Source organism: Flavobacterium sp. CLA17 (assembly GCF_013112255.2).
Lineage (GTDB): Bacteria > Bacteroidota > Bacteroidia > Flavobacteriales > Flavobacteriaceae > Flavobacterium > Flavobacterium circumlabens.
Genome location: NZ_CP068294.1, coordinates 2,954,177 through 2,969,675 on the forward strand (window position 1 = coordinate 2,954,177; position 15,499 = coordinate 2,969,675).

A 15,499-nucleotide genomic window follows, 5' to 3' on the forward strand; every position below is an offset into this window, starting at 1 on the left:
ACCGCTATAGTTTTGATTTACATCTATTATTCGTATTTGTCGGGAGAGAACCACGAAAGCATATTGAAAAATAATTTGCTGCATTTTTCAGAAGAATATCAACATAAAATTAAGCGATTCAGAAGATGGCAGGATGCCCAATTATCGCTTTTAGGGCGGATATTATTATTCAAAGGGATGAAGGAGCTCGGTTTGTCGTACCCTCGTGATAAAAAGGTACACTACACAAGGTACAACAAGCCCTATTTTGAAGATCATGTCATACAGTTTAATATTTCGCATTCGGGAGAAATTGTGGTTTGTGCGATAACTGATGCAACCGAAATAGGAATTGATATTGAAATTATAACTGACGTTGCAATCGATGATTTTAAAATTCAGATGACCAAAAACGAATGGAATAAAATTAGTAACTCCAATGACCAAAAAAACGCCTTTTTTGAGTATTGGACACAAAAGGAAGCGGTTATAAAAGCACACGGCCACGGGTTAACGATTCCGTTGCAATCCTTTGAAATTATAGATAATCAGACCCGGATTCAGGGAGAAAAATTCTATTTGAAAGAAATAAAAATTGACGAAAAGTACAAGTGTACGATTTCATCCAAAACAACTATGAATGCTATTATGTTGAAAAACATACGCTAAGCCAATAATTTAATTAAAATAAAATGAAAAATTTAGTACGCCTATTTTTATTACTCTGTCTGTTACCAACTTGTTTGTTTGCTCAGACAGCTGTTTTTAAATTCGAAAAAACAACCACTTTTTTCCCCGAACAAAAAGCTATCAACCAGGATAACATCGAATGGGGGTACTTAACAGTTCCGGAAAATTGGGATAAGCCCGAAGGCAAAAAAATTAAAATGGCAGTGGCTGTTTTAAAAAGCACCTCCAAAAAAGCAGACGCGAATCCCGTGATTTATATTGAAGGAGGGCCAGGGGCAGGAGGAATTAAGGGAATATGGGGCTGGCTGAAGCATCCGTTAAGAAGTAACAGTACAATTATTTTGGCAGATGTGCGAGGTACCGGTTTTTCGCTTCCTAAATTTTGTCCTGACTTAGGAAAGAAATTCTTAGAAATACTGGCCAAAAATCAAAATGCAACACAGGACGAGCAGCAAAAAACCATTGCAGCAGCGGCTTGTAAACAAGATTTACTAAACAGGGATATTGATATAAACGCCTACAACAGCAAGTCTATAGCCAAAGATCTGAATGCTTTAAAAAAGGCGTTAGGCTACACTAAATGGAATGCTTATGGTGTTTCTTACGGAACGTATACCGCTCAGGTCTATGCCAATAATTTTCCGGAGGATATTCAGTCGTTAATTCTGGATTCTTCTGTTTCGGATATTTCGAATTACTACAATCAGAATACGACAAATTACGTCAATAGTCTGGAAAAAGTTTTTAACGCCTGTAAAAACGATCCGAATTGCAATAAACAATACCCGTATTTAGAAAATGTGTATTACGAAACACTGGAAAAATTAGAAAAAAATCCAATCACCGTAAAAGTAGATCAGAAGATTATTCCTGCCGGTACATTCACTTATAATGCGGAGGATTTTAAAATTTCTATCCAGCAAGCCCTGTATCAAAAGAAACTCATCGAACTGTTGCCTTTATTGATCACCGAATTCAACAGGGGCAATAAAAACACCTTAAGCGCACTGGTAGCAGCTTTTTCGGGAGCATTAGGGCTGGACTACGGACAGTATTATTGTGTGAGCTGTAAGGAGACGGTTTCTAATAATTCGATTTCGGCATTTAATGCGAATGCAGCTAAATACAAGAAATTAAAAGGCGGTTTGTCGTTTTATAAATCAGACTTTTTAGTTTGTGACAAATGGAATCAAGGGAGCACAATACCTCTTAAAAACAGCAACGATCTGTCGAATCTTTCTGCCGTAACAGCCCCGGTATTGGTGCTTGCGGGCGCATTTGATCCGATTACTCCGGCTTCAAACGGAAAAGTTACGGTAAATCGATTTAAAAATGGATTTTTAGTGAATGCTCCTGTTTTCGGGCATGCTCCGGGTTTTTCTAAAATAGGAGCGAAGATTATAGAAGATTTTGTAAGCAATCCGAATAAAAAACCGGACGTAAGCGGCTTTCAGTCTGTTGATAAAGTGAATTTTATTACCGATGTAAAATTAAGCGGAGGGGTTTCCAATTTTGCCAATAGTCTCAATGGCTTTACTCTTTTGTTTTTTGCCCCATTCCTGATTGCCTTTATCATTTTACTGCTTTCCATTTTTGGATTTATCTACAGTTTTATTAAAAAAGAAATAGGAACCAAACCCAATATAGGAATCAGGATTTTAATTCTAATTACCGCTTTGTTAGGACTCTTTACCGTTATCGGATTTATTTTAGCGATCAACAATACCGCACAGGATAACTTTTACATACTTGCTTTTGGAATCCGCAACCAGTTTGATTATTTGTTCATAGTACAATGGTTTTTTATCGTATTTACGCTGTTTTCTATACTTTATTTTGCTTTTAAAATCAAGTCCATTTCAAATGCTGGTGTTATTTCTACCATACTATTCTCTTTCATTCTGGTAGGCGTTTATTTTCAATATTGGGGCTTTTTGTTTTAATGCATCAACAGTTTCATAAGAACCAAAAAAAACCTCCATTTTAGAATGGAGGTTTTTGGTTTTACATTATTCTTGCGGAAATGATTGCAAATCTGCGCTATTGTATTTTATCTATTTCAGGATGGTATCATAAATTTCATTCAGCAGGTTTTGTCTCATCTTTGAATTTCTTTGGTTGAGCAATATAATGATACCCCAATTTTTAGCTCTGTTATAACCTATAATCGAAGATTGCCCCATAGAATCTCCTGATTTTAAATAAATGGTATTTTTTTCATCTGTCATAATGTTGGTACCTAATCCCATCTCTCTTTTTTCATCTTTATAGAATATTTTTTCCGTTAGGAGGGCAGCTTTGCCTATTGTATTATTTTTATCTAAGACTGCTTTTAAATAGGTAATCATATCAGAAGCGTCCGATTTTACTAGTCCCGCAGGAGCCGTAACATTCCATGTGAAGAATTCCTGCATACCGCCATCAGGATTGTGGCCCACTGTTCTGTTTTTTACATTAAAATCTTTCGTTAGCGTACGGGTCAGCTTTAAGGGTTTTATAATTTTTTCTGTGATAATCTGATCGTAACTTTTGTGATACACTTTTTCCAGTATTTGCCCGAGTAACGTATAGCCGATCGTAGAATAACGGTATTTACTGTAATCTTTTAGTTCAGTACAGGTATTGATTATAGTAGTCAGTGTTTCTTCTGTTACACTGCTTACAGGCTGTTGCGGATTTAATTCTATCAACTTTCCAAAATCAATATCAGGCAAACCCGACTGATGAGAGGCGAGGTCTGAAATTTTTATTTTGTTTTTAAGATTTTCATGTAATACATACGCTTTCGGAAGATAGTTGTCAATATAATCTTCGAGTTTTAGTTTATTTTCAAGTGCTGCCTGCGCAATTAAATTGGAAGTTAAAATTTTGGTGATGGATGCAATTTCAAATATCGAATTTTTATCGATTTCAATTGGGCTTCCGGCGTCCAGATTACCATATGCAGTAAAATATTCTTTATTATTATCGATAAAACCAACGCTGATCCCTACGTTAGGATTTTTTTGATAATTATCCTTTATGATGGAATCAATTTTTTTGGTAATGTCCTGTCCAAAAGAAAAAGTACTTACTGATAAGAGTACGGCTAAAAATTGTAGTGAAGTTTTCATTGTATCGTTTTTTAGGTTAAAAATTTATTTCGATACAAAGATGTGGGAGAAGTTGAACTTACGCGACCGAATAAATGCAGTCGCACGCATTTGTTTCCGGAAATAGGTAGGAGTAATTTAAAAGAGACGTACGAATAATTACAAAACACTATTTTACAGGCTTTTGCGGTAATCAGTCGGCGTGTGACCCGTATGTTTTTTAAAAGCCGTATTAAAAGAAGATTTGGAATTAAAACCAACTTCATACAGAATTTCTAAAACAGTAACCTTGCTTTTTGTATTATCTCTTAAAATATCCATGGCATTTTCTATGCGATAGGTATTAATAAAATCGTAAAAATGCTGTTCTAATTTATGATTAATTAAAATCGATAAGTCCCGGACAGGAATCTGAATAGCTAAAGAAACATCCTGAATGGTTAAGGAAGGATTCAGAAAGGGTTTTTCTTCCGTCATATACATTTTTAATTTCAATAACTCTTCCTGATGCACTTCTTCATTTACAGCCAATTCTGAATTTTCTTCTTCTGAAATAATATCCGAAACCAGTTTTAATTTTGAATCGATATTTCTAAATAAATCGGGATGGTTTAATGCTTTAAATAAGTACCAGCAAATAATCAGCAGCTGAAATACCAGGAGTCCGATTTTTATCCATTCGGAAATATAGGGATAATCAGAAAATTTAAAAATATTTTTAAAAAGGGTAATCAAATATAAAACCGTCAGTACAATCGTAAACTGAAACAACCAGTTATAGGAAATAACACTTGTACCGGCATAATTTTCAAGATAGAGTTTTTTCGCTTTTCTCAATAGCATAAAAACGGCAATAATATAGACAGCGGTCTGATGATGAAAAAGAATATGAGTAAACTGTATTTCGATCATATCCTGACTATTATTGATGAAATTTATTTTAGAAGCGAGATCTACCGCATAAAAACGAGCTGCCAAAACGGCATTTACAATTAAAAAGGGGAGAAGATGCGCCAGATGTTTGGGTTTAAACTTAAAATCAGAATAACAAACCGATACGATATAGAGGTAAAAAGCAGGAATTTGCAGAAAAGCAAAGGTATTTCTCAGCATTCCCAGGTTTGAAGGACCATCAGCCATTAAATTAAATAAAGGTTCAATAGTATCTACTGCAGTTATTAACAGAAAAAGAGCAAAAATTGAATTACTTAATTTGTTTTTTGTTTTAACGGTTACCAGAAAAAAGGCAAGAAAAAAGGAGATAAATAAGGAAATTACAGTTACAATAATCAATAAATTAGTCTTATCCATTCCTTATCTTGTTTTGGGGTTATTTTGGTTTATAGGTATTACAACTAGTTTTTTCTGTTTAACTCTTTACCGGAGCTTCAATTTGCTGGTGGGACCTGCCTTCAAGAATCGCCTTTACAGCATCACTAATGGCTTCTAAATTATTTTGTTTGTTGTTGCTCATTAAGATAATTGTAGAATTAGGATTACTCAGCAGTAAGGCCTGATAATTAAAAGCCGCGCCATCATGTATGTGGCTGACTACTTTTCCCTGCTGAACACTTCCTGCGCCAAGACCCGTCTGATTTCCGGTGGAAAACGGATTGCAAAGCTCCTGAGTGGATGCAGCGTTAATCAGTTTAAAGGAATTAATTGCCTCAGACCATTTATAAAAATCTTCTGAATTTAAGGCCGTCCAGCCTGAAATGTTATATTTTATAAGATCCTGTTGCCCTTTGTTATTAAATGATTTAGCAAAAAGTTTCACTTTTTCGTCCGGATCGACAAGTCCGTTTTTTATTCCCGCAGGCTGAAGTATTTTTTTTATAACAAAAGAATTGAAAGACATCCCGGTTATCTTTTCTATAATTCTTCTCTGTAGAAATACATTATTGTTATTATAATTATACTTGGTTCCCGGCTCAAAATCAAGAGAAACCGTTTTTTTTAATTCCGCCATGTTGTCGGAATCTTGATTGACTTCATTCCATTTTATTTGAGGAAGGCCGCTTGTATATTGAAGCAAGTGAATGATTTTAATCTTGTTTGCCCAGGATGGGAACTCCGGCAGAAATTTAGAAATACTATCGTCAAGTTTCAATTTGCCCTGCTCTTTCAGCATCATAATGCCGACAGCGTTAAATTCTTTCGCAATTGAACCGATATGAAAGCGATATTTTTTATTTAACGGAATGATACCACTTGCATCTGCCTGTCCAAAGGCTTTTTCATATATAACTTTTCCGTTTTGCGAAATTAAAACGTTTCCATTGAATGCTTTTGACTGCTGTGCTTTTAGAAACAAACTGTCAAGACTGGTTATTTTTTGAAGGGATTGACCGTAGCCATTGCTGCAGATTGTCAGTAAGATCGTAAGAAGTAAAACGCTGTTTTTTTTAATGTCATTCATTTTATAAATTTAAACAAATATAAGTTGTATCAAAAAATATATTCAGGTACTCAATTATTAAGACTAAAGTTATTGTCACTTTAATTTTTCACATTCCATTTTTTAAGAAATCTTACTTTATTCAATAGGAATACAAAAATCTACAATGCTGATTTTTTCGGGATGTTCATTAAAGTTGTTATAATAAATTTCATAAGGATTCCGGTCTGCTTTTTTATATCCGTTTTCGCTCATCCAAATAAAAAGACCGCTCCAGGATTTTTCAAATTCATGTATTCCAATCTCAAAATGGCCCACAATAAATTTTCCTTTTTCAATTGTAGTAAGGCCAATTTCGCCGCTCACTTCAACTTTTTCTTCCAATGAAATGCAGGCACTCATTCTGACTTTATCAGGTTCGGTGATTTTAAAACTATCATGATAAAGGGTCACTACTTTTAAATTCTTATTTTCTAAAAGCCCTTTTGGAGTTGCCCATTTTATTAGTTTGGCATATGTGTTTTCCATTCCCTTATGCCCGATTTGCGTAATAAAGGCAACATCCAGCTTTGGCATTTCTTTGATTTCAATTTTTGCTTTCATTTTAATCCAGTTGATATGATTATTAATGTTGCAAATATAGGCTGCCAATAGTCCGGTTTCTTGTCCGTTCTTGCTTTCTGTTTGACCAATCTTGCTAAATTTATAAGGATTAGCTATTCTGAATTCTGTTGGACTTAGCCCGTAAAATTTTTTGAAAGTTCGGGTAAACGATGAATTACTATTAAATCCATGCTGTAATGAAAGTTCAGAAATGGAGACTTCTCTTTGATGTAAAAGTACTGCTGCCGCTTTTTCTATTCTTTTACGTGTAATGTATTCGTTTAGGGTTTCGTTGGTTATGGCTTTGAAAATTCTGTGCAAATGAAATGGCGAATAAAACCCAATAGCAGCGATGGTTTCCAAATTCAGTTCCTGGTCTAAATGCGCATCAATAAACAGGAATATGTTGTTAATTCGTTTGATGTAATCTTCTTTCATTTATCTATCTTTAGAAATAGTGCATGATTAGCAGATAACTGCTTTAATTATTTAATGCATCTCCAATCACTTTATTTTGGCAACCTAAATGATTTTTTTGCTCCTGCTAATATAAAATTATTTTTCATTAGAAATAGTAAACCCAATATTCTATATCCTATATGAATTATAATGCAGAAGAAGAAACGGTAACAAATTAATTTTATTTTTATTTTGTTACAAAAACGGTAACATTTTTTTTTTATATTTTTTTTTGTTTCAAGAATTGTAACAAAATAATTATTTTTTTTGTTTTGTTACAACATAAAACTGTACAGCGAGATTTACTAACCGCAAGACACACAAAGTTTTTTTATCCTGTTAGTGTGCATACAAACGCAAGGTTCGCAAAGCTTTATGTGTTACAGCTTTGCGAACCTTGCGTTTGTATAGAATCCTATAAATAAAAAAAACTTTGCGTGCCTTGCGGTTAAATCAATTTTACCCAAAATCCTGGAAGTTTGGAATTTGGATTTTTTAATTTGGATTTTATTACTTCAGGCACCTTCCACGTGGTTCATCTCCTTCATGAAGTACCACTTCGGAATGCAGGAACTGTGCGGCATCGGCTGAATCTTTGACTTTGACGGCACTGCGTTCTAGCATTTCCGATTCAAATTCCGTTAACACACTTTCCCTTATACCGGCTTTTCTCCATTGCGATAAAGGTCTGCAGCCTCTTGCGATGCCACGGGCCAGCGAAAGTGCATCCAGCAGCGCCTGATTCGCTCCTTGTCCCTTAAATGGACTCATTGGGTGAGCTGCATCTCCGATTAGTGTTATCTGATTTCCTTTCTCCAACAATTCGGAATGCAGTAATTCGCGATCGTATACAGGATAACCGGAAATCTGAGCTTCCTGTGTTGCCGCTAAAATCTGCGGAATAGGATCGTGCCATTGCGTTCTGCGACAGGCTTCTTCTTTTAAAGCCTCAGCTCCCTGAGCACTTAATGCCTTAGCTTCTTCTTCGGACATCGGAAAACTTAGCTGCCACATCACCGAGTCTGCCGTATAAGGCATCATATAAATACGTTCGTTGCCGTTGGCCGTCTGAAAAACCGTAGCCGAGTCCAGTAAAGAACTGTCAAGACCTTCTAGGGCTTCCAAAGGGCAAATACCTAATATCACAATACAATCAAGATAACGTAAAGGGGTAACATCGTCACCAATCAGCAGCTTTCGTACCGAACTGCGAATACCATCGGCTCCCACTACAAGATCTGCTTTGAAGTGCTTGATTTCTCCGTTTACCTGAAAGCTCAGATCGACGCCTTCGCCTTCAGATTCTTTAAAATCGACTAACTGATGTCCCCATTGTATTTTTTTATTTCCGCCAAGTTGTTCCAGCAGTGCCAGTCGCAAAGCCTGTCGTGCGATATGTATATTGGAACGTTTCGTGAAGTTTTTGACCTCCGACGGGATCCACTTTCTGACTCCCCATTCGCCAATTACTTTTCCGTCTGTCGTATGAACGAGATGTCTCGTTGAAATTACGCCCTGATCTAAGGAGAAAATACCCAATCCTTCTATCGCTTTGCTAGCTTGTTGCAGGGTGAGTCCATACCCCTGAGATCGGGCTTCGAAGTTGTTATCGCGTTCAAAAAGAGTAAAAGGGATTCCGCGGTGCAGACAAGCTACCGCCAAAGCGACTCCACCAATTCCGCCGCCAATGATAGCGACGTGCGGATAATTTTCTGTATCGGCTACAGGAGAACTCAAAGCAGGAAGCAAGCCCGATCCGGAACAGTCCGGGCAGGAGTACAGATTGCCTTTAGGTTTTATTGGAGGCGTTCCTTCGCCATTTGATTTTTCAAATTGATCGAGTTCTGTCTGGTAGAGGAGCCGCACTTTCTTGCTGAGTCTTCGGCTTTTTTTACCGCGTCCCTGACATTCCGGACAAATAGTCCAGCCGGTTTTTTCATTTTCTGCTTTTTCCACTTCCTCTTTATTTAACTTGATCCTGATTTTCTTTGTAAAAAAAACGCAACGGTATGAATGGTTACATTTGTAAAATTTAACGCGAGAAATCTATGTTTTTTAGTTTTTTGTTGCTTGTAGTAATTGCGCAAATTTAGGACAAAAGATAACCAGTACAAAACTACTTTAGAATTTAAGAAGAAATTCTCTTTACCTTTATCCGAAACTATCATCTGTAAGAAATGAAAAACGAAGGATTGAACAAAATGAGTAACGAACAATTACTCAAATACCAGAAAACATTACGAATCGTTACTTATATGCTCCTGATTGCGATATTGGTCTTGTTGGTTTTGAATATTTTCAAAGCGATAAATAAAGGAGTCAATTCTTTCAGCGTAATTCCGCTTGCCTTAATTCCAATAGTTGTAGTGAATTTTAAAACGCTGAAAGAAGTAAAAAAAGAAATAAGTTTACGGAACTTAAAATAAAATACTTTTTGCCATAAGGCAAATCCCTAATAAAAAGTTATTCCTAACTTGCCGTCATGAAAGAATTACTACCTTATATTTTGCAGTTTGGTAATTTAAATCAGCAACAGATTGATTTAATCTCAAAGAAAGCTACGGAAATAACCTTTAGCAAAGACGAATATTTTTCTGAAGCCGGAAAAATTGCCGTACAGGTGGGTTTTATTATAGAGGGCATCATGAGAGTGTGTTACTACAATAATAAAGGCGAGGAAATCACCAAATACTTCATAGAAGAAAATAATATGGTTGTAGATTTAGAAAGTTTTAACAATAGCATTTGTTCTTCGGCTTATGTTCAGGCCGTTACAGATTGTAAGCTTATTGTTTTTTCAAAACCAGATTGGGAAGAACTTCTTGCTACCATTGTAGGTTGGGATACCATTGTACATAAAATTATTGCGAGAGCACTGATGCAGAAAGTAGACAGAAGAAGCCCTTTGGTTTCAGAAGACGCTACAACGCGTTATTTGTCTTTTATGGAAAAATACCCCAAAGTGATCAATCGAATTCCGCTCTCGTATCTGGCCTCTTATTTAGGAATTACACAATCTTCCTTAAGCCGGATTAGAAAAAACATTCGCTAAAATCGCTTTTTGCCAAATGGCAAATGATTTTGTTTTTTATCGCTGCAACTTTGTAATCAATAATTTAAAAAGATAACAAAATGAAATCAGCACTAATTACAGGAGCCAATAGAAGCATCGGTTTGGAAACAGCCAGACAACTTTCGGAAAAAGGATTGTTTGTTTACATCGGAAGCCGTGACCTTGCAAAAGGGGAGGAAGCCGTAAAAGAATTAACCCAAAACGGTTTCAAAAATATCAAAGCCATTCAGATTGATGTTACCGATCCCGAAAGCGTTTTAGCAGCCAGAAACATAGTAGAAAAAGAACAGGGAAAATTAGATCTTCTTATCAACAATGCAGGTGTATTGGGCGCTTTGCCACAAGAACCCTCAACGAATTCGATAGAAAATATTCAGCAAACCTTTGACACCAACTTTTTCGGAGTAATAACGGTTACTCAGACTTTTCTGGATTTGCTTAAAAAATCAGATAGCCCGAGAATCAGCAATATCACTTCGGGACTTGGTTCACTTACTTTGCACAGCGATCCGACCTGGAAATACTACGCTATAAAAGCACTTTCTTATGTTTCATCTAAAGCTGCCCTGAACGCTTTTACGGTTACACTGGCTTATGAACTCAGAGATTTGCCGTTTAAGGTAAATGCTATCGATCCCGGTTACACCGCAACCGATTTCAATCACTTTAGCGGTCCCGGAAGTGTGGAAAGCGCAGCCAGTTTTATCGTTAAACATACCTTAACGGATGAAAATGCACCAACTGGAAAATTTTTCAGCAATGATATTGAAGACGAAAGCGAAGAAAGTCCGTGGTAAACTAAAATAACAGTAAAATGGAAAATCAAATCACGCCCTTAACATTTTCAGAGAAAAATACGGCCAGCAATACTATTGAATTTTGTGATAAGCTTAAATAGTTTCTGCAATAAAAAAAAACTCCAAAATCAATGACTTTGGAGTTTTTTTATGCTAATCAGATAGCTAACTTATTAATATTTCTGTTTTGGACAGAAAGCTTTCAACCGCTTCTTCAATATCAATATTCATTCGCTCAGACAACACCACAAGCCACCAGATCGATTCGCCCAATTTATGTCGGAGTTCTTCGTCTGTGTTTGTTTTGGGCCATCTTCCTTGCTGTGCCATCGTGAGCCTTCCCACCAGACCGGCATCGGTCAGGAAAGCTAAGGCATCTTCTTCTACCGTCCATTCGCTGCCGTGGTGCTGCAGTTCTAATTCGCGGTATTGTTTTCTTATTGCCAGAGAACGCTGTTTCAGTTCTTCTAAACTTATTTTTGCCATACTTTAATTTTTATGAAAGGACTGTTGAAATGCTATCGGTGTACTATTGGTTTTTTGTTTGAATAATTTATTGAACGACTGCGGATGCTCAAATCCTAATTTATAAGCAATCTCGGCTATCGAAAAGTTACCTTTCATAATATATTCTTTCGCTTTTTCGATGAGTTTGTCATGAATGAAGTGCTGTGTATTCTGTCCGGAGAGATTTCGCAGTAAATCACTCAGGTATCTTGGCGACAGCTTCAGTTGTTCGGCCACAAAAGCTACTGTAGGCAGACCATTTAACAAGGCCTCTTCATCATTGAAATAACTATTTAGTAAACTTTCCAGCTGCGCCAGTACATCATTGTTTATCGCTTTTCGTGTTATAAACTGGCGATTGTAAAACCTGTTGCTGTAAGTAAGTAAAAGTTCGATCTGCGAAATAATAACATCCTGGCTAAAATTATCAATTCGTTCCTTCAATTCATTCTGAATACTGGTATAAACGCCTAAAATTGTTTCTTTTTCATTTTCGGACAAATACAGAGCTTCAGAAGCTGTATAATTGAAAAAACCGTATTGTTTGATGTTGGCATTTAAAGCATAGGGACGAATGAAATCAGGGTGAATGTGCAGTGACATTCCGCTATAATCGGCTTCTTCTTCCTGCATTTTCAAGAGCTGTCCGGGAGCAACAAACGACATTCCGCCTTCTTCAAAATCGTAAAAGCCATGCCCGTATTTTATTTTTCCGTTAAAACTGGTTTTAAAAGATATTTTGTAAAAATCCAGCATAATGCCCTGTTCAAAATCCTTCGGATCAAAAACAGCTTCGCCATAATTGATAATACTGATCATCGGATGCAGGGGCTTTGGCAGTTCCATCGCTTTATGCAACTCAGAAAGGGTATGGAATATTTTAGGCTGATTCTTCATGAATAATAATTTTAAATCCCTGATGGCTTGATTTGCAAACTTACGAAATGTTCTATTGGCGTAATATTCCAGCTCACGGTACGCTGATCTATCATATCGTGTACAACAGAATCACTTAGTTCGTCCATCAGTAAATGCATGGCCGCGGTTCCGTCTTCTGTACTGTCCCACACCAGCATATCGTATACAGTACCTTTTAATTCGAAGATTGTTCTGGAACGAAAGCCTTGCTGACGTTTTAAAAAAGCATCAATTTCTGCATTGGCTTCTGTAAATTCTTTAATCGTAAAACCTTTTAGCTTAAAAGTAGTAAGTTCTATAGCGTGATTTTTCATCTTTTATAAAATTAAAAAGTAAACATTGCTTTTATATTTTGAACCTGAGCTTCCGATCCCGATTGAATACGTTCCTGATATAAGGCTATGGCATCGTTGCCGGCCACATATCGCATTTGATTTTTGCCGTCGGTAGCAGCTTCATATACAATTTTGGCAACATCTTCGACTTTGGTGTAATTAGCCAATTGTTCTGCACTGTAGCCTTTACTGACTTCTGCTGTTAATTTCTCGTAAGCGTCATGCTGGCCCATTTCCATAGAGCGAACGGCGAAATCGGTCTGCATTCCGCCCGGAGCAATCACTTTGACCTGTATGCCAAATTGCACCAATTCTGACGCGAGACTTTCAGAAAAACCATCTACGGCAAATTTCGTAGCACTGTACACTGAACAGGTCGGGAATCCCATTAATCCAAATGTGGAAGTGATATTAAGGAAGATTCCGCTTCTTTTCTCACGAAAATGTCCCGTAAAGACTTTAGAAACTCTTATAACGCCCATTAAATTTGTTTGAATTTGACGAAAGATCTGTTCGTCCGATAAAGCTTCTAGGGCACCAATTAAACCATAGCCGGCGTTGTTCACCACCACATCTACCGTATATTTTTCAGTTACACTTTTTATAGTCTGATCGATTTGTGCGGCATTCGTCACATCCAACGGAAGTAAAATTACATTTTCTAATGTACGAAGTTCGTTTTCCTTTTCCGGATTACGCATCGTAGCAATTACCTGCCAGCCTTTGCTTTGAAATAAAAGGGCTGTTGCTTTTCCTAAACCTGTTGATGCCCCTGTGATAAAAATTGTCTTTTGCATTTTTTTGTTGTTTTAAAATGATACTGCAAAGTTGGACCGAAATGTAAACAGGGAAGTAGCCGTTTTGCGTTTTGTATGAGCCAAAATGACGGTTTCCTCATTTTGACTTCGCATTTCCTCAATTAGGCTAAGTCACGACAATACCATCTGATGACCTTTGTACTATAATTTTAAAAGCATAAAAATGAAAATAGTAATAACAGGTTCTTTAGGGAATATCAGCAAACCTCTAACGGAAGAATTAGTACAAAAAGGACATACGGTAACCGTGATCAGCAGTAAATCTGAAAGAAAATCAGCCATTGAAGCCTTGGGGGCAAAAGCTGCAATTGGTACGATGCAGGACATTGATTTTCTGTCAGAAACGTTTAAAGGGGCTGATGCCGTTTATCTCATGGAAACATTGGACCACAGTACTTTTACGGATCCGGATATTGACATTATAGCCGAGATTGCTGCAATTGGTCGTAATTACAAACAAGCTATTGAAAACTCAGGTGTAAAACGTATCGTGCTTTTAAGCAGTGTTGGCGCTCATACCAACAAAGGCAATGGAAATCTTGTGATGCATTACAATGTAGAAAACATCCTGAAACAGCTGCCGGAAGAGGTTCACATAAGATTCATTCGTCCCGTTGGTTTTTTTACCAATATTTACAGATCCTTAAAAACAATCAAAGAAAAAGGAGTCATCATTTCCAATTATGGTGGTGATCAGAAAGAACCCTGGGTTTCGCCTTTAGACATTGCGGCTGCAATTGCAGAAGAAATAGAAAAGCCTTTTGCCGGCAGGGAAGTGCGTTACATCGCCAGCGACGAGGTTTCTCCTAATGAAATTGCAAAAGTTTTGGGCGAAAGTATCGGAAATCCGGATCTGAAATGGCTCGAAATTTCAGACGAGGAATTATTCAATGGAATGTTGGCTTTTGGCATGAATGCCCGGATTGCAAAAGGTCTTACCGAAATGCAGGCCGCTCAGGGAAGCGGTGCCTTATACGAAGATTTTTACCACCATAAACCGATCTTAGGAAAAGTAAAACTAGCTGATTTTGCTAAAGATTTTGCCCTTCTTTATAACAATTAAATAACCAGTAAAATGAAAAAAGTATTAATTACAGGAGCCAATAAAAGTATTGGATTTGAAACGGCACTCCAGCTTTTACAAAATGGATATTATGTTTATTTAGGTAGTCGTGATTTAAAAAAAGGCCAGGAAGCGGTGAATCAATTAAAAGCAGCAGGTTTTACCGAAGTTGAAGCCATACAACTGAATGTTTCCGACGCTGAATCCGTAAAAACAGCACGAATTGAAATAGGAAAAAAAACAACGGTTTTGGATGCGCTGATCAATAACGCCGGTATTCATGGCGGAATGCCGCAGACTGCACTCGAAGCCAGTATAGAGCAGTTTAAAGAGGTTTTTGAAACAAATGTTTATGGTGTGGTCCGAATGACACAGGCCTTTTTTGATTTATTGGAAAAATCACCACAACCGCGTATCGTAAATGTTTCCTCCAGTGGCTGTTCGCTGACTTTGCACAGTGATCCTTCCTGGAAATATTATACACACAAAGCTGCCGTATATCCGGCTTCCAAAGCTGCCATGAACATGTATACTATTGATCTGGCCTATGAATTAAGAGACACCCCCTTTAAAGTAAATGCGGTTTGTCCGGGCTTTGTAGCAACCGATTTTAATGAACATCGCGGAACCGGAACCGTACAGGAAGCGGGGGCAAGAATTGCCAAATATGTGATGATTGATGAAAATGGCCCGACAGGAAAATTTATCAGTGAAGAACACAATCCCGAAACAGGAGAATGTCCGTGGTAAAATTGGGCAAAATTTAA

16 protein-coding genes are annotated in these 15,499 nt (G+C 37.0%); 7 read left to right on the top strand and 9 right to left on the bottom strand.

From position 1 onward, the window contains the following. The first annotated feature begins 12 nt into the window (after positions 1-12). Together HAV12_RS12005 and HAV12_RS12010 are read left to right on the top strand one after the other, a co-directional pair. The gene (locus HAV12_RS12005; protein ID WP_171569872.1) at positions 13-648 is read left to right on the top strand and encodes a 4'-phosphopantetheinyl transferase superfamily protein; all 636 of its coding nucleotides are present in this window, start codon (positions 13-15) and stop codon (positions 646-648) included. 23 nt (positions 649-671) lie between these two features. Continuing rightward, the gene (locus tag HAV12_RS12010) at positions 672-2,612 is read left to right on the top strand and encodes an alpha/beta fold hydrolase (RefSeq protein WP_171569873.1); all 1,941 of its coding nucleotides are present in this window, start codon (positions 672-674) and stop codon (positions 2,610-2,612) included. A 111-nt stretch (positions 2,613-2,723) separates the two neighbouring features. Here HAV12_RS12010 and HAV12_RS12015 read toward each other — a convergent pair whose 3' ends face one another. The 5 genes from HAV12_RS12015 to HAV12_RS12035 form a co-directional block, all read right to left on the bottom strand. Continuing rightward, positions 2,724-3,782: a serine hydrolase gene (locus HAV12_RS12015; RefSeq protein WP_171569874.1), complete on the bottom strand. Its 1,059-nt coding sequence runs from the start codon at positions 3,780-3,782 to the stop codon at positions 2,724-2,726. Between the two features lie 153 nt (positions 3,783-3,935). Then, positions 3,936-5,072, bottom strand: a complete 1,137-nt coding sequence (locus HAV12_RS12020; protein ID WP_171569875.1) for an AraC family transcriptional regulator — start codon at positions 5,070-5,072, stop codon at positions 3,936-3,938. 58 nt (positions 5,073-5,130) lie between these two features. Beyond that, a complete protein-coding gene (locus tag HAV12_RS12025; protein ID WP_171569876.1) occupies positions 5,131-6,180 on the bottom strand; it encodes a serine hydrolase in 1,050 nt (349 codons plus the stop codon). Between the two features lie 117 nt (positions 6,181-6,297). After that, positions 6,298-7,200 (bottom strand): GyrI-like domain-containing protein, encoded by a 903-nt coding sequence (locus HAV12_RS12030; RefSeq protein WP_171569877.1) that lies wholly within the window; start codon positions 7,198-7,200, stop codon positions 6,298-6,300. 531 nt (positions 7,201-7,731) lie between these two features. Then, positions 7,732-9,177, bottom strand: a complete 1,446-nt coding sequence (locus tag HAV12_RS12035; protein ID WP_171569878.1) for an NAD(P)/FAD-dependent oxidoreductase — start codon at positions 9,175-9,177, stop codon at positions 7,732-7,734. A gap of 221 nt (positions 9,178-9,398) precedes the next feature. Here HAV12_RS12035 and HAV12_RS12040 point away from each other — a divergent pair, with 221 nt between their 5' ends. From HAV12_RS12040 to HAV12_RS12050, 3 genes are all read left to right on the top strand, one after another. Continuing rightward, positions 9,399-9,647 (top strand): redox-active disulfide protein 2, encoded by a 249-nt coding sequence (locus tag HAV12_RS12040; RefSeq protein WP_132036753.1) that lies wholly within the window; start codon positions 9,399-9,401, stop codon positions 9,645-9,647. A 56-nt stretch (positions 9,648-9,703) separates the two neighbouring features. Next, positions 9,704-10,273 carry a Crp/Fnr family transcriptional regulator gene (locus HAV12_RS12045; RefSeq protein ID WP_171569879.1) on the top strand — a complete coding sequence of 190 codons (570 nt, stop codon included), beginning with the start codon at positions 9,704-9,706 and terminating at the stop codon, positions 10,271-10,273. An 80-nt stretch (positions 10,274-10,353) separates the two neighbouring features. Continuing rightward, positions 10,354-11,091 (top strand): SDR family oxidoreductase, encoded by a 738-nt coding sequence (locus HAV12_RS12050; RefSeq protein WP_171569880.1) that lies wholly within the window; start codon positions 10,354-10,356, stop codon positions 11,089-11,091. A gap of 165 nt (positions 11,092-11,256) precedes the next feature. Here the strand turns inward: HAV12_RS12050 and HAV12_RS12055 are convergent, their stop codons facing one another. The 4 genes from HAV12_RS12055 to HAV12_RS12070 are packed head-to-tail and all read right to left on the bottom strand — an operon-like array spanning position 11,257 to position 13,648. After that, the gene (locus tag HAV12_RS12055) at positions 11,257-11,577 is read right to left on the bottom strand and encodes a MazG-like protein (RefSeq protein WP_171569881.1); all 321 of its coding nucleotides are present in this window, start codon (positions 11,575-11,577) and stop codon (positions 11,257-11,259) included. A gap of 3 nt (positions 11,578-11,580) precedes the next feature. Then, positions 11,581-12,495 carry an AraC family transcriptional regulator gene (locus HAV12_RS12060; RefSeq protein ID WP_171569882.1) on the bottom strand — a complete coding sequence of 305 codons (915 nt, stop codon included), beginning with the start codon at positions 12,493-12,495 and terminating at the stop codon, positions 11,581-11,583. Between the two features lie 11 nt (positions 12,496-12,506). After that, positions 12,507-12,830 (bottom strand): hypothetical protein, encoded by a 324-nt coding sequence (locus HAV12_RS12065; protein ID WP_132036761.1) that lies wholly within the window; start codon positions 12,828-12,830, stop codon positions 12,507-12,509. 11 nt (positions 12,831-12,841) lie between these two features. Continuing rightward, positions 12,842-13,648 (bottom strand): SDR family oxidoreductase, encoded by an 807-nt coding sequence (locus HAV12_RS12070; RefSeq protein WP_171569883.1) that lies wholly within the window; start codon positions 13,646-13,648, stop codon positions 12,842-12,844. Between the two features lie 184 nt (positions 13,649-13,832). Here HAV12_RS12070 and HAV12_RS12075 point away from each other — a divergent pair, with 184 nt between their 5' ends. Next, positions 13,833-14,732: an NAD(P)H-binding protein gene (locus HAV12_RS12075; protein WP_171569884.1), complete on the top strand. Its 900-nt coding sequence runs from the start codon at positions 13,833-13,835 to the stop codon at positions 14,730-14,732. Positions 14,733-14,744: 12 nt separating this feature from the next. Next, positions 14,745-15,482: an SDR family oxidoreductase gene (locus HAV12_RS12080; RefSeq protein WP_171569885.1), complete on the top strand. Its 738-nt coding sequence runs from the start codon at positions 14,745-14,747 to the stop codon at positions 15,480-15,482. Positions 15,483-15,499: the final 17 nt, after the last annotated feature.

Excerpts from the sequence above, each read along its gene's own strand:
- HAV12_RS12010 (WP_171569873.1), top strand. The coding sequence starts at position 672 with ATGAAAAATTTAGTACGCCTATTTTTATTACTCTGTCTGTTACCAACT.
- HAV12_RS12015 (WP_171569874.1), bottom strand. The coding sequence starts at position 3,782 with ATGAAAACTTCACTACAATTTTTAGCCGTACTCTTATCAGTAAGTACT.
- HAV12_RS12020 (WP_171569875.1), bottom strand. The coding sequence starts at position 5,072 with ATGGATAAGACTAATTTATTGATTATTGTAACTGTAATTTCCTTATTT.
- HAV12_RS12025 (WP_171569876.1), bottom strand. The coding sequence starts at position 6,180 with ATGAATGACATTAAAAAAAACAGCGTTTTACTTCTTACGATCTTACTG.
- HAV12_RS12030 (WP_171569877.1), bottom strand. The coding sequence starts at position 7,200 with ATGAAAGAAGATTACATCAAACGAATTAACAACATATTCCTGTTTATT.
- HAV12_RS12040 (WP_132036753.1), top strand. The coding sequence starts at position 9,399 with ATGAAAAACGAAGGATTGAACAAAATGAGTAACGAACAATTACTCAAA.
- HAV12_RS12045 (WP_171569879.1), top strand. The coding sequence starts at position 9,704 with ATGAAAGAATTACTACCTTATATTTTGCAGTTTGGTAATTTAAATCAG.
- HAV12_RS12050 (WP_171569880.1), top strand. The coding sequence starts at position 10,354 with ATGAAATCAGCACTAATTACAGGAGCCAATAGAAGCATCGGTTTGGAA.
- HAV12_RS12055 (WP_171569881.1), bottom strand. The coding sequence starts at position 11,577 with ATGGCAAAAATAAGTTTAGAAGAACTGAAACAGCGTTCTCTGGCAATA.
- HAV12_RS12060 (WP_171569882.1), bottom strand. The coding sequence starts at position 12,495 with ATGAAGAATCAGCCTAAAATATTCCATACCCTTTCTGAGTTGCATAAA.
- HAV12_RS12065 (WP_132036761.1), bottom strand. The coding sequence starts at position 12,830 with ATGAAAAATCACGCTATAGAACTTACTACTTTTAAGCTAAAAGGTTTT.
- HAV12_RS12070 (WP_171569883.1), bottom strand. The coding sequence starts at position 13,648 with ATGCAAAAGACAATTTTTATCACAGGGGCATCAACAGGTTTAGGAAAA.
- HAV12_RS12075 (WP_171569884.1), top strand. The coding sequence starts at position 13,833 with ATGAAAATAGTAATAACAGGTTCTTTAGGGAATATCAGCAAACCTCTA.
- HAV12_RS12080 (WP_171569885.1), top strand. The coding sequence starts at position 14,745 with ATGAAAAAAGTATTAATTACAGGAGCCAATAAAAGTATTGGATTTGAA.